This window comes from Patulibacter minatonensis DSM 18081 (genome assembly GCF_000519325.1).
Lineage (GTDB): Bacteria > Actinomycetota > Thermoleophilia > Solirubrobacterales > Solirubrobacteraceae > Patulibacter > Patulibacter minatonensis.
The window spans coordinates 3,989,430-4,003,078 of the sequence record NZ_KI912613.1; the positions used below are offsets into that span (position 1 = coordinate 3,989,430).

11 protein-coding genes are annotated in these 13,649 nt (G+C 73.6%); 7 read left to right on the forward strand and 4 right to left on the reverse strand.

Going from position 1 to position 13,649, the window contains the following annotated elements; genetic code table 11:
• Nucleotides 1-99 precede the first annotated feature (99 nt).
• Entirely contained in the window at nucleotides 100-2,217 is a 2,118-nt protein-coding gene (gene rhaD / locus PATMI_RS0118590; protein WP_051472016.1) for a bifunctional rhamnulose-1-phosphate aldolase/short-chain dehydrogenase, read from the forward strand.
• Nucleotides 2,218-2,253: 36 nt separating this feature from the next.
• On the opposite strand, the gene PATMI_RS37660 is transcribed toward rhaD, so the two are convergent.
• The 3 genes from PATMI_RS37660 to PATMI_RS0118605 form a co-directional block, all read right to left on the reverse strand.
• On the reverse strand, nucleotides 2,254-2,541 hold the full coding sequence (locus PATMI_RS37660) for a hypothetical protein (protein ID WP_084270071.1): 288 nt from the start codon (nucleotides 2,539-2,541) through the stop codon (nucleotides 2,254-2,256).
• A gap of 146 nt (nucleotides 2,542-2,687) precedes the next feature.
• Nucleotides 2,688-3,218: an SRPBCC domain-containing protein gene (locus PATMI_RS0118600; RefSeq protein WP_036726103.1), complete on the reverse strand. Its 531-nt coding sequence runs from the start codon at nucleotides 3,216-3,218 to the stop codon at nucleotides 2,688-2,690.
• Entirely contained in the window at nucleotides 3,215-3,517 is a 303-nt protein-coding gene (locus PATMI_RS0118605) for an ArsR/SmtB family transcription factor (RefSeq protein ID WP_026911970.1), read from the reverse strand. The genes PATMI_RS0118600 and PATMI_RS0118605 overlap by 4 nt, the downstream gene beginning before the upstream one ends.
• A gap of 136 nt (nucleotides 3,518-3,653) precedes the next feature.
• Here PATMI_RS0118605 and PATMI_RS31495 point away from each other — a divergent pair, with 136 nt between their 5' ends.
• The 6 genes from PATMI_RS31495 (at nucleotide 3,654) to PATMI_RS0118635 (ending at nucleotide 12,841) form a co-directional block, all read left to right on the forward strand.
• The gene (locus PATMI_RS31495) at nucleotides 3,654-6,650 is read left to right on the forward strand and encodes a DNA translocase FtsK (RefSeq protein WP_036726106.1); all 2,997 of its coding nucleotides are present in this window, start codon (nucleotides 3,654-3,656) and stop codon (nucleotides 6,648-6,650) included.
• Between the two features lie 104 nt (nucleotides 6,651-6,754).
• Entirely contained in the window at nucleotides 6,755-7,561 is an 807-nt protein-coding gene (locus PATMI_RS35030) for a helix-turn-helix domain-containing protein (protein ID WP_026911971.1), read from the forward strand.
• A complete protein-coding gene (locus PATMI_RS0118620; RefSeq protein ID WP_026911972.1) occupies nucleotides 7,558-8,868 on the forward strand; it encodes a competence/damage-inducible protein A in 1,311 nt (436 codons plus the stop codon). The genes PATMI_RS35030 and PATMI_RS0118620 overlap by 4 nt, the downstream gene beginning before the upstream one ends.
• Nucleotides 8,869-9,051: 183 nt before the next feature.
• Nucleotides 9,052-10,173 (forward strand): recombinase RecA, encoded by a 1,122-nt coding sequence (gene recA / locus PATMI_RS0118625; RefSeq protein WP_051472017.1) that lies wholly within the window; start codon nucleotides 9,052-9,054, stop codon nucleotides 10,171-10,173.
• A 59-nt stretch (nucleotides 10,174-10,232) separates the two neighbouring features.
• Nucleotides 10,233-11,354, forward strand: coding sequence for a regulatory protein RecX (locus PATMI_RS35035; protein WP_157260849.1), 1,122 nt, complete (start codon nucleotides 10,233-10,235; stop codon nucleotides 11,352-11,354).
• A 26-nt stretch (nucleotides 11,355-11,380) separates the two neighbouring features.
• A complete protein-coding gene (locus PATMI_RS0118635) occupies nucleotides 11,381-12,841 on the forward strand; it encodes a MiaB/RimO family radical SAM methylthiotransferase (protein WP_026911974.1) in 1,461 nt (486 codons plus the stop codon).
• Here PATMI_RS0118635 and PATMI_RS0118640 read toward each other — a convergent pair.
• Nucleotides 12,831-13,622: an SDR family NAD(P)-dependent oxidoreductase gene (locus tag PATMI_RS0118640; RefSeq protein WP_026911975.1), complete on the reverse strand. Its 792-nt coding sequence runs from the start codon at nucleotides 13,620-13,622 to the stop codon at nucleotides 12,831-12,833. The genes PATMI_RS0118635 and PATMI_RS0118640 overlap by 11 nt on opposite strands.
• Nucleotides 13,623-13,649 lie beyond the last annotated feature (27 nt).

Sequence of the window (13,649 nt, forward strand, 5' to 3'; positions counted from 1 at the left end):
TCGGCCCCGTCCCCTGGATCTCGCGCCGCCCACCCCGATGAGCGCCCGCACCACCACTTCCGTCACCACGACCTGCCCCGCGCAGCACGAGGACCACCGATGAGCACCACCACCCCGCACCTCGTCTCCCTGGCCGAGGACCTCTGGCCGGCGGACGCCGCCGAGGTCCCGACCGACCCGCTCGGGCAGGTCGTGCTCGCCTCGCACCTCCTCGGCGCGAACCGCGCGGTCGCGAACATCGGCGGCGGCAACACGTCCGCGAAGGGCACCGCGACGGACCACACCGGCCGCGAGGTCCGCGCCATGTGGATCAAGGGGTCGGGCTCCGATCTGGCGACGATGACCGAGGCGAACTTCACCGGCCTGAAGCTCGACGACCTGCTGCCGCTCATGGACCGCCCGGAGATGCCCGACGAGGAGATGGTGGCCTACGTCGGGCGCTCGATGCTCGACCCGGCGATGCCCCGCGGCTCGATCGAGACGCTGCTGCACGCGTTCATCCCCGCCGACCACGTCCACCACACGCACCCCGACGGCATCAACGTCATCGCGGGCGCGAAGAACGGCGAGGCCTTGATCGCGGAGTGCTTCGGCGACCGCGCGATCTGGGTCCCGTACATCCGCCCGGGCTTCACGCTCGCCAAGCAGATCGGCGAGGCCGTCCGCGACCACCCGGCCGCCGAGCTCGTCGTCCTGGGCAAGCACGGCCTCGTGGTCTGGGGCGACACGGCGGAGGACACCTACCGCCGGACGATCTCGATCATCAACGAGGGCGCGGCCTTCATGAACGAGAAGGCCGCCGGGGCCGTGCGCTTCGGCGGCGTCGCCCCCGAGGCCTCGGCGCTCGACGACGCCGGCCGTCAGGCCGTCCTCGACGTCGTCCTGCCGTCGCTGCGCGGCGCGGTCTCCAGCGAGCGGTCGAAGGTGCTGCTCGTCGACCGGTCGGCCCCGGCGCTCGAGTTCGTCACGAGCGTCCGCGCCCCCGAGCTCGTGACGGTCGGTGCTGCGTGCCCTGACCACCTGGTCCACACGAAGATGCTGCCGATGTGGGTGCCGTTCGACCCGTCGACGGAGGACGCGTCGGTGCTGAAGGAGCGCGTCGTCGAACGCGCGGCCGCCTACCGCGAGCAGTACGCCGCCTACCACGCGGCGAACGCCGAGAACCCGGACGTCCGCATGCCGGGCACCGAGGCCGGAGCCGTCCCGATCTCCGACCCCGACCCGCGCGTCGTCCTGATCCAGCACGTCGGGCTCGTCGGCGTCGCCCCGACCCCGAAGGGCGCGTCGCTGTCGCGCGACCTCTACCACCGGGCGATCGAGGTGATGGCCGGCGCCGACGCCGTCGACGAGTTCGTCTCGCTGACCGCCGACGAGAGCTTCGCCGTCGAGTACTGGCCGCTCGAGCTCTACAAGCTCTCGCTGGCCCCGGCGCCCGGCGAGCTGCAGGGCAAGGTCGCGTTCGTGACCGGCGCGGGCGGCGGCATCGGCCGCGCGATCTCGGCCGAGCTGTCCGCCGCGGGCGCGGTGATCGCCGGCTTCGACCTCGACGCCGACGGTGCGTCCGAGGCCGCCGGCCCGCTCGGGATCGGCATCGGCGGCGACGTGACGTCCGAGCAGTCGGTCGCCGACGCGTACCTCGAGGCCGTCCGGGCGTTCGGCGGCGTCGACATCCTCGTCAGCAACGCCGGGATCGCGTCGAGCTCCGCGATCGAGGACACGACGCTCGAGGAGTGGGAGCGCAACCACCGCATCCTCGGCACCGGCTACTTCCTCGTGTCGAAGGAGGCGTTCCGGATCATGCGCGAGCAGGGGACGGGCGGCTCGATCGTCTTCATCTCCTCGAAGAACGCCCTGGTCGCCGGGAAGAACGCCTCGGCGTACTCGACGGCGAAGGCCGCCGAGCTGCACCTCGCCCGCTGCCTCGCCGAGGAGGGCGGCGCCGACGGGATCCGCGTCAACACGGTCAACCCGGACGCCGTCCTGCGCGGCTCGAAGATCTGGCAGGGCAACTGGCGCGAGGAGCGGGCCGCGAACTACGGCCTGGACCCCGCGGAGCTCGAGGAGCACTACCGCCAGCGCAACACGCTGAAGGTCCTGATCCTCCCGGAGGACATCGCCCAGTCGACGCTGCACTTCGCCTCCGAGGCGCGGTCGGGCAAGTCGACGGGCAACATCCTGAACGTCGACGGTGGGGTGCCGGCGGCCTACACGCGGTAGGACGTAGGCGGCAGCGCGCGAGTCGCGCGGCGGGGATCAGCCGCCGCCTCCTCCGCCGTCGCCTCCGCCACCGCCGTCGCCGCCACCCCAGCCTCCGCCGTCGCCGCCGCCGCCCCAGCCGCCGTCACCGCCGTGGTGGTGGTGGCCACCGCCGTCGCCCGTTCCGCCGACGAACCCGGAGCCGCTGGACCACCCGTCGCCGCGGCGTCGGCGGTTCGCCCCCGGTCCAGACGTCCTCCAGACGAAGCCGACCAGGAACACCATCAGGGCGATCGCGACGACGATGCCGATGAGACCGTCGGAGGACGCGAGCGGCGGGACCATGCCGAGCATGGTCCCAGGCGCCACGGGCAGTGTCGACGTTCCGGGGCGGTTCTCCGGGGGACGCCGCGGTCCTCGCACGCTCGTCCGGCGCCCGATTCGCGCCCGACCGGACGACGCCGACGCGGCGCTGGGACGCCCCGTCGGGCTCAGCCCTGTCGCGCCCGGTGCGCCGCGATGAACGCGCGACCCGGCGCAGGGTCGACCCCGAGGGCCGCCGCGTACCGCTCGTGGTCGGCCTCCCACGTCGCGTGTGCCTCCTCCTCCGACCGCGGCTCGCCGTCGAGCAGCGGGCCGAGGCGCGACACGTACGCGTGCCAGCCCGTCGCCGTCTGCGCGATCGGGGTGCCCTCGCCGAAGACGTGCGTGAAGACGAGCCGGCAGCCGCCCTCGACGACGGTCAGCTCGAACGCATAGCGCTCCCCGGCGAACGTCCACTCCAGGCGCTCCGGGGCATCGGCCACGAGGACCTCGCCGGACATCCCGAAGGCCTCGAGCGTCTCGCCGGCGGCCGGCGTCCACTCTGCGGCCGCCGGGAACCACTGCCCGAGTTCCGCGGGGACGCTGACCGCCCGCCACACGCGCTCGATCGGGTGGGGGAGCGTGCGCTCGAAGCGCAGCGCCGGCCGGCCGTCGATGGTCTCCAGGGTGCCGTCGGGCTCGACGGATCCGTCGCTCATGGGTGCTCCTCCAGGTGTCGTTCGAGGGCGTCGAGGCGATTCGACCAGTACACGCGGTACGGCGCGATCCATTGGTCGACCTCGACGAGGGGGTCCGGGCGCAGGGAGTAGAGCCGCCGCCGGCCGTCGGTCCGCACGTTGACGAGGCCGGCCTCGCGCAGGACCCGCAGGTGCTTGGACACACCCGGCTGGCTCAGGTCGAGGCGCTCGACGAGGTCGCCGGCGGGTCGCTCGCCGTCGCGGAGCAGGTCGAGGATCCGCCGGCGGTGAGGCTCGGCCAGGGCGGCGTAGGCGCTCATGCGGTCCATATTGCCACACGGTTATGCGTTGCGGCGAGGTGTTCTGCGGTCGGACGCGCGTTTTTCCCGCAACGTGCGGCCGTCCGGCCCACCGGGGGAGGATCGCCGGGGCCCGGGGCGAACCACGTGGGTGAGCATGAGCAGCCGTCCTCGCACCCCTGCCCGCAACGCGTCCGGCGCGAAGCCGCCCTCCCGTCCGCGGGCGGGGGCCAAGGGCGCACCGAAGAAGCCCGCCCCGCGCGGCGGCCAGACCGGTCGCGGCAAGGCGGTCGGGCAACGGACCGCCGCCGGGGCGCCCGCGCAGCGCGGGCCGCTCTCGCAGCGCCAGTTCGACCAGATCGGCCTGTCGCTCCTGGCGCTGGCGGTCTTCCTCGTCTTCCTGATGTACCTGGGCTCCTGGGGCGGCGCGATCGGCGACGGCCTCGTCGGTGGCCTGCGCAGCCTCTTCGGGCAGGTCGCGTACCTGACCCCGCCGATCGTGGCCGCGACCGGCATCCTCCTGATCCTCCGACCGCTGCTGCCCGCACTGCGCCCGTTCCGCTTCGGCGGCGTGCTCCTCGTCCTCGCGATCGAGCTGCTCCTCGCGTCGGGCACGTTCGGGCTCGGCGGCGGCGCCGGGCGCGGCGAGCTGTGGAGCGCCGACGTCGTCCGACCGCGCGGCGGCCTCGTCGGGGACGCCATGTACTGGGGCATCTCGAGCCTCCTGGGTGCCATCGGCGCGCACGTGGTCGCGGTGACGATGGCGCTGGCCGGCGCCCTGCTCCTGACGGGCGCGTCCGTCGCGTCGATCGTCGCCCGCACGGGGGAGGGCCTGCGGCAGACGACGACGGCCTTCCGCCGCGTCGACGACGAGCGGTGGGACGCAGGGCGCGACGACGACGTCCTCGAGATCCCGGTCCGCCCGCGTCGGCGCGCCGAGGCCGACGGTCGCGGGAAGGACGACGGCACGCCGCGTCCGACGCCCCCGAAGAAGGCGAAGCAGGCGACCGGCGAGGGGCCGGCACCCGTCGGCCTGCCCGGGGCCGACGAGGACGCCGCACCCGAGTTCCCGCCGCTGCCTCCCCGTCGCGGTCGGGCCGCGCCGCCGGACTCCGACGGCGACATCGCGGCCTCCCGCGGCGAGCAGGTCCAGGCGTCCCGTGGCGAGGACGTGCGGGCCTCCCGCGGGCCGCGCCGCCCCGACGCCGCCGGTCCCGAGCTGGACGGCGCCCTGCGCTACCCCGACCTCTTCGGCGAGGAGGGCGAGGTGCGGCTCGACCTCGGCACGCCCACGGGCGACGCCACGGCGGACACGCAGGACCTCGACGACGAGCCGACGGTCGTCGTCCCGCCGCGGGCCGGCCCCCGGCGCTCCGCCGCGGGCGGCACCCCGCGGCACCTCCGCGTCGCCGACGAGCGGTCGGACGCCCAGGAGGACGAGGTCCCGCACGTCGTCCCGGCCCCGCGCACGGAGGAGTCCGACGGCACCGACGCGGACGACGACGCCCCCGTGGCGCCCCGCCCGACGCTCGCCGAGCTGCGGTCCCGCCAGCCGATGGCGGGCGAGCTCGACGCGCCCGAGGAGGGCTACGTCCTCCCCGACCCCGAGCTCCTGAAGGTCTCCACCAGCGACCAGCTGCGCCCCGACACCGCCGGCCAGGCGGAGACCGCGCACGCCCTGATCGAGGCGCTCGCCCACTTCAAGGTCGAGGCGAAGGTCATCGGCACGATCGCCGGCCCGCACATCACCCGCTACGAGCTGAAGCTCGCGCCCGGCATCAAGATGTCGAAGGTCGCCCAGCTGAAGGACGACCTCGCCTACGCGCTGGCCGCCACGGACATCCGCATCCTCGCGCCGGTCCCGGGGAAGACCGCCGTCGGCGTCGAGGTCCCGAACGCGCGGCGCCGCATCGTCCACCTCGGCGACGTCTACGGCGACCCGCCTGAGGACGCGTCCCCGCTCACGGTCTGGCTCGGCAAGGACGTCTCCGGAGCCCCGATCTACGCCGACCTGGCGAAGATGCCGCACATGCTCGTCGCGGGCACCACCGGCGCCGGCAAGTCGGGCTGCGTCAACGCGATGCTCTCGTCGATCCTGTTGCACGCCACCCCGGACGACGTGCGTCTGGTCCTCGTCGACCCCAAGCAGGTCGAGCTGAACCACTACGAGGCGATCCCGCACCTGCTGACGCCGGTCATCACGAGCCCGAAGATGGCGGCCAACGCGCTCCAGAACCTCGTGCGCGAGATGGAGTGGCGCTACGGGATCATGAGCGTCAAGAAGACCCGCTCGCTGATCGAGCTGAACAAGGTCCGGGTCGACGACGGCGACGAGCCGCTGCCGTACATCCTGTGCGTCATCGACGAGCTCGCCGACCTCATGATGGTCGCACCGGCCGACGTGGAGGACGCGATCATCCGCATCGCGCAGAAGGCCCGTGCCGTCGGCATCCACCTCGTGCTGGCGACGCAGTCCCCGCGCGTGGACGTCATCACCGGGATGATCAAGGCGAACGTGCCGTCCCGGATCGCGTTCTCCGTGTCGTCGCAGACCGACTCGCGCGTCATCCTCGACCAGAACGGTGCCGAGTCGCTGCTCGGCCGCGGCGACATGCTCTTCAACCCGGTCGGGTCGTCGAAGCTCACCCGCATCCAGGGCGCGTACATCGACGAGGCCGAGATCGCCGCGCTGACCGAGCACTGGGCGAAGCAGGGCGAACCCGAGATCCGGGAGGACCTCCTCCAGGCCGTGGAGGACGAGGCCCCCGAGGAGGCCGCCGAGGAGGACCCCAACGACGCGGACGCCGATCCGCTGCTCGCCGACGCCGTCGAGATGGTCGTCGAGATGGGCGCCGCGTCGACGTCGGGCCTCCAGCGCCGGCTGCGCGTCGGGTACACCCGCGCCGGTCGCCTCGTGGACATGATGGAGCGCCGAGGGATCATCTCCGGGTTCGAGGGCAGCAAGTCCCGACAGGTGCTCGTCCAGCCCATGGACCTGCCGCGCGTCCTCGCACAGATCCGGGGCAAGGCGGCCGGCGCCGGGGCCGACGCGGGGGCGGGCGGGGATCCCATCCCTCCCCACGCGCCGCCGGCGGGCGACACCTCCGACGACCGGACCGGCGACCACGCCGTGCTGGGTTCCGGGGGCGAGTGACCCCCGTCGCGCACCCCCGGGACGGGGCGTCCGCCGCCGCCCCGCGGTCGCCGTCCGTCCCCCCGCGCCGCCCGTCCGCGCGCGGCCGATAGCCTTCCCGGTCAATGCCAGAGATCGGCGTCACCCTGCGCGAGGCCCGCATGCGCGCCGGCATCGACATCGCGGAGGTCGAATCGCGGACCAAGATCCGCGCCAAGTACCTCCGTGCCCTCGAGAACGAGGAGTGGAGCCTGCTCCCGGGCACGACGTTCGTGAAGAGCTTCCTGCGCACCTACGCGGAGGCCCTGGGACTCGACGCCAAGCTGCTCGTCGAGGAGTACAAGTTCCGCCACGAGCCCTACGAGGTCGGCGGCGCGCAGAACGGCGGGACCCAGCGCGGGCGACGCGGTGGCGGCCGGCGAGCCGGTGGCGGCGGGGCGTTCGGTCCGCAGAAGCGCACCAACCTGATCCCGATCCTCGTCCTCCTGATCGTCGTCGCCGGCGCGATCTACGCGGTCCTCGAGCTCAGCAAGAACGAGAAGGAGCCGACGCCGCCCGCCGCCACGACCACGGCCGAGCGTCAGCCGCAGCGCGCGTCCGACCAGGCCGCGGCCGACCGGGCGGAGGCCCGCCGGAAGAAGCGCCTGGTCCGCCTGCGGATCCAGGCGCCCTCCACCGAGTCGGCGTCGGTCTGCGTCAAGGACGCGTCAGGCAGGACGGTCCTGAACGAGCCGGAGCTCGCCGCGCGCCGGCGGACGAAGGTCGTCAACTCGCGCGAGTTCCTGCTCGTGACGACGGCCGGGGCGCGCGTGTTCGACGGGTCCAGGCGCCTGCGGGTCCCGGCCGACAGCCGCAACGTGATCTCGTACAGGATCGTCAAGCGCAAGGTCACCCGGCTGACCGGGTCGCGGAAGCCGAGCTGCTCGTCGTGAGCCTCCCTCGCGCAGCGGTGATCGTCACCGGCACCGAGGTCCTCGGCGGCTGGGTCTCCGACGCCAACGGCCCGTGGCTCGCCCAGCGGCTCGGTGCGCTCGGCGTGCAGCACGTGTCGACGACGGTCGTGGGCGACCGCCCGGAGGACCTCCGCGCCGCGCTCGAGCACACCCGGGACCAGGGCCTCGAGCTCGTCGTCACCTCCGGCGGCCTCGGGCCGACGGAGGACGACCTCACCGCGCAGGTCGTCGGCGAGTTCGCGGCGCGGCCGATCGCGCTGGACCCCGAGCTCGAGGGCCGGATCTGGAAGATCATCGAGCCGATGTCCCGGCGCTGGAAGGGCATCAGCCAGGACGCCGTCCGCGAGGCGAACCGCAAGCAGGCGCTCGTCCCCGAGGGTGCGGAGATCCTGGAGCCCGTCGGCACGGCGCCCGGGCTCGTCGTCCCGCCGACCGACGACGACCCCGACCGCCCGCCGACGCCGACCGTCGTGGTGCTGCCCGGACCGCCGCCGGAGCTCCAGCCGATGTGGGCGACGGCCGAGGGGTCCCCGGGGCTGCGGGCCGCGATCGCCGGCGCCACCGAGCTGCACGAGTCGACGCTGCGGCTGTTCGGGATCCCGGAGTCCGAGCTCGCGCGCACCCTGCGGGACGCCCGGGAGTCCGGGATCGCGGTCGACGACTTCGAGATCACCACCTGCATGCGCCGCGGCGAGCTCGAGGTCGTGAGCCGCTGGTCGCCGGAGCAGGAGGCCGCCGGCCTCGCCTTCGAGGCGTTCGTCGCCGACCGGCACGGCGACGTGCTGTTCTCGCCCGACGGCCGGACCGTCGACGAGCTGGTCCTCGACGGCCTCCGCGACCGCGGCTGGACGGTCTCGACCGCCGAGTCGTGCACCGGCGGGCTCCTCGCGGGTCGCCTGACGGGCTGGGCGGGCTCCTCCGACGTCGTCGAGGGCGGGATCGTCTCGTACTCGAACGCCGTGAAGGTCGCGGCCCTCGGCGTGGACCCGGCGCTCCTGGAGGCCCACGGCGCGGTGTCGGCCGAGGTCGCCGCGGCGATGGCCGCGGGCGCCCGCGAGCGCCTGGGGACGGACGTCGCGATCTCGACGACCGGCATCGCCGGACCGGGGGGCGGGACCGAGCAGAAGCCGGTCGGCACCGTCTTCGTCGCCGTGTCGTCCGGCGGCGGGACGCTCACCCGGCACCTGAAGCTGCCCGGCGACCGCGGCCGCGTGCGCGACATGACGACGACCGCGGCGCTGCACATGACGCGGCGCCTGCTGGCCGGCGAGTCCGACCCGGCGTAGCGGGCGGGCGGGCGACGGGCCCGGGCCGCCCCTCGTGGGAACACGCGTTCGTTCCGTGCCCGTCCTGGCGGTGTTTCGGCACGATCCGGCCCTGTTCCCGCCATACGAACATGCGTACGGTTCGGTTCCGTCCGCACCCCAGCGGACAATGGTTTTCCGCTATCGACGTTGAGGTGTAAGGACATGGCCGCCAAGGAGACAGAGGCGACGGCGAAGGCCCGTGACGCCGCGCTGCAGGGAGCCCTGCAGCAGATCGAACGGCAGTACGGCAAGGGCACCGTGATGCGCATGGGCGAGGAGGGCGCGCACTCCCGGGTCGACGTCGTGCCGACCGGCGCGCTGTCCCTCGACATCGCGCTCGGCGTCGGCGGCGTGCCCCGTGGCCGCGTGATCGAGATCTTCGGCCCGGAGTCCTCCGGCAAGACGACGCTCGTCTACCACATCCTCGCGGAGGCCCAGAAGAAGGGCGGCGTCTGCGCGTTCATCGACGTCGAGCACGCGATGGACCCGATCTACGCCCAGAAGATCGGCCTCGACATCGACGAGCTGCTCGTGTCGCAGCCCGACTACGGCGAGCAGGCGCTCGAGATCGCGGACATGCTCGTCCGCTCCGGCGCCGTCGACGTCGTGGCGCTCGACTCCGTGGCGGCGCTGACGCCCCGGGCCGAGCTCGAGGGCCAGATGGGCGACCAGACGGTCGGCCTGCAGGCGCGGATGATGAGCCAGGCGATGCGCAAGCTCACCGGCAACCTGAACCGCACCAACACGCTCTGCATCTTCACGAACCAGATCCGCGAGAAGGTCGGCGTGATGTTCGGCTCGCCGGAGACCCAGCCGGGTGGTCGCGCGCTGAAGTTCTACAGCTCGCAGCGCCTCGACATCCGTCGCATCGAGACGATCAAGGACGGCACCGACGCGGTCGCCAACCGCGTGCGCGTCAAGGTCGTCAAGAACAAGGTCGCGCCGCCGTTCAAGCAGGCCGAGTTCGACATCGAGTTCGGCAAGGGCATCTCCACCTCGGGCTGCCTGATCGATCTGGGCATCGAGCACGGGGTCGTGCAGAAGTCGGGCTCGTTCTTCTCGTTCGACGGCGAGCGCCTGGCGCAGGGCCGCACGAACGCAAAGGCGCACCTCGACGCGAACGTCGAGATCGCGAAGGAGATCGAGCGCCGCATCTACGAGAAGCTCGGTCTCGCCGCCCCGGGTGCCGAGCCGCCGTCCGCCGCCGGCATCAAGGCCGCCGCCACCGCCGAGGCCGCCGCCAAGGCGAAGCAGGCCGAGGAGCCCGCCGCCGCCATCGCGTGACGGCCGGCGTCGACCGGTCCTGCGGGCCCATGGCCGCGGGAACCGGCCGACGCGGGACGATGACCTCCGACCACCACGACCCCGGCGGGCGGGGCACGGACGAGCCGCTCGAGGACCTCTTCGCGGAGGTCGACGGCGCCGACCTGTCGGTCGACGACGCGGCGCTCCCCGACCTCACGAGGGACACGGGCGACCGCACCCCCGCGGCCGTCGACGACCCCGACGCTCCCGGCGACGCCTCCGCGCTCCCCGACCTGGCCACCGGCCGTCAGGGGTCGCTCGAGGACCTCGGCGGGGACTGGGAGGCCCCTGTGCCGCCGCCCGTCGCCGACACCGGCGACGACTGGGCCCCGGTCGTCCCGGCCGCGGCGGCGAGCCGGGGCGACCGCCTGGCGGACCGCGCCGAACGGCGCACGCCTAGGAGCTCCCGGGCCGACGCAGGAGCAGCCGGGGCGGTCGCGCTTGCCGTCGCGGCCGCCGCGGCCGCGGCGAACCGGATCGATCCCGGGGCGACCGCGGGGACGGGCCCGTCGGCGGACGGCGCGGCACCCCGACCGGAGGACGCGACGTCCGACGCCCACGGCCGCCCGGCCGGCGGGGGCCCCGACGACCTGGCCGGCGCCCCGCCGCTCGAGCCGTCCTCGCTCTTCTCGTCCGAGGATCCGGCGGACGGCAAGCCGAAGCGCCTGCTGACGGCCGAGGAGCGCCTGCAGCACGCGATCACGCTCGCCTACCGGCACCTGTCCAAGCGCGACCGGACGATCGCCGAGGTCCGCGGGCACCTGGAGAAGAAGTCGATCGACGCCACGTCGGTGCAGGGCGCGATCGCGGAGCTCGTCGAGGTCGGCTACCTCGACGACGCCCGGTACGCCGAGCGGTTCGTGGAGGACAAGCGGCGGCTCGAGGGCTGGGGATCGCTGCGGATCGAGCAGGGCCTGCGGAAGACCGGGATCGACGCCGCGCTGATCGACGCCGCGCTCGCCGACGACCCGCTGAAGGACGACGAGGACGTGCTCGCGGTGGAGGCCCTCGAGCAGCGGCTCCGGGGCGCGGCACCCGACGGCGACCGCGGGCGGCAGAAGGCGCTGCGGATGCTCGCGACGAAGGGCTACGCGCTCGAGACCGCCTACGCCGCCGTCCGGACGTACGAGCGGCGGTGCGCCGAGCGGGCGGAGCCCTGAACCCGCGCTACCCTCCGTGGTCTTCCATGAGCACCCTCACGAGCACCAAGCGGTACCACGTCACGACGTTCGGGTGCCAGATGAACGAGCACGACTCCGAGCGCATGAAGGGCATGCTCGAGTCCCTCGGGTACGACGAGGCCCCGGTCGCCGACGAGGCCGACCTCATCCTCTTCAACACCTGCTCGATCCGGGAGTCCGCCGATTCGCGGTTCGTCGCCCACCTGGGGCACGCGAAGCGGATGAAGCGCGAGCGTCCCGAGGTCGTGATCGGCGTCGGCGGATGCTGGGCGCAGTCGGTCAAGGACGAGGTCTTCGCGCGCTTCCCGTTCGTCGACGTCGCGTTCGGACCCGGCCAGATCAACCGGCTCGCCGAGTTCCTGACCTCCGACTCGCTGACCGCCCAGGGGTACTTCGAGTTCGAGGGTTTCCCGGCGCACCTGCCGACCAAGCGCGACCGCGACTTCCAGGCGTGGGTCCAGATCGCCGTCGGCTGCAACCTGAAGTGCTCCTACTGCATCGTGCCGTCGACCCGTGGGCGGGAGTCCTCGCGGCCGTTCGAGCAGCTGGTGTCCGAGGTCGAGCGTCTCGCCGCCGACGGCGTCCGCGAGGTCACGCTGCTCGGCCAGAACGTCAACGCCTACGGCCGCGACCTCCGCACGACGGACCCGCTGCCCGAGGCGCTGGTCCCGTTCCACGAGGCCGCCAAGCGCCCGACGGGCCGCATCGCCGCCCTGGACGCCGCCGTGCCGGCCGACGGGGAGCTCGCCGCCAGCCGCCCGCGGCCCCGGACGTTCGCCGAGCTGCTGACCGCGGTCGCGGCCGTCCCCGGCATCGAGCGCGTGCGCTACACCTCGCCGCACCCGAAGGACATCCGCGAGGACGTCGTCGCGGTGCACGCCACGCTGCCCGAGGTCTGCCAGCACATCCACCTGCCACTGCAGTCGGGGTCGACGTCGATCCTCAAGCGCATGCGCCGCACGTACGATCAGCAGCGCTTCCTCGACCGCGTGGCGATGATCCGCGAGCAGTGCCCGGACATCGCGCTCTCCACCGACATCATCGTCGGGTTCCCGGGGGAGACGGAGCAGGACTTCCAGGACACCCTCGACGTCGTCGAACAGGTCGGCTTCGACAGCGCCTTCACGTTCGTGTTCTCGGCGCGACGCGGCACCGAGGCCGCCGAGATGACCGAGGGCCTCGTCCCGCACCCCGTGAAGGTCGAGCGCATGGAGCGCCTGGTCGAGGCCGTGCAACGGGGCGCGCGGGAGCGGACGCGCCGCTTCGTCGGCCGGACGCTCGACGTCCTCATCGAGGGTCCGTCGCGCACCGACCCCGACCGGCTGCGCGGCCGCACGAGCCACAACAAGGTCGTGAACTTCACCGGCTTCGGCGATCCCGGCACGACGGTGCCGGTCGAGATCACCGGGGCGACCTCGCAGACCCTGTCCGGCGAGATGTCGCTCCTGTCGGCCCTCAACGCTTGACGCGCTGCGCCTCGGCCATCTCCGCGCCGACGCGCCCACCCTCGATCTTCGCGGCGACCTTCGCCGGCAGCCCCGGGAACATGCCGTTGAGGACGCCCGACGCCTTGACGCCGATCGGGGCGACGTCGATCTCGCCGCGGTCGCGCTCGATCGCGCGGACCACCCCGGCGGCGACCTGCTCGGGCGAGCTGGTGCCGACGCCGGCGGGGAGCGTCACGCCGGTGTCGGCGAACATCCCGGCGTCGCGGACGAAGCCGGGGAACACGGCGCTCACGCCGATGCCGTGCGGCGCGAGCTCCGGCCGCAGGCCCTGGGCGAAGCCGCGCAGTCCGAGCTTCGTCGCGGCGTAGAGGCTGGCGTCCGCCGTCGGCACCTTCGCCGACATCGAGCTGACGTAGACGTGGTGGCCGCTGCCCCGGCGCCGCATCGCGGGCAACAGCAGCCGCGTCAGGGCGATCGGCGCGCGCAGGTTGACCTGGAGCGCGCGGTCGAGGTCGGCGAGCTCGTAGCCCTCCAGCGGTCCGCTGGCCGGCAGCGCGGCGTTGTGGACGACAGCGTCGACCGTGCCGTGGTCGTCGGCGAGCCGCTGGACGTCCTCGGCGAGCGAGAGGTCCGCGGCGACGGCGAGGGCCCCCAGCTCGGCGGCCAGCGGCTCGAGGACCGCGGTCCGGCGCCCGGTCAGGACGAGCGACGCCCCGCGGGCGTGGAGCGCCCGCGCGATCGCGGCGCCGAGGCCGCCGGTGGCGCCGGTGAGGAGGACCGTCGAGCCGCTGAGGTGCATGCGCGGACCCTAGATGATCGATTCCGA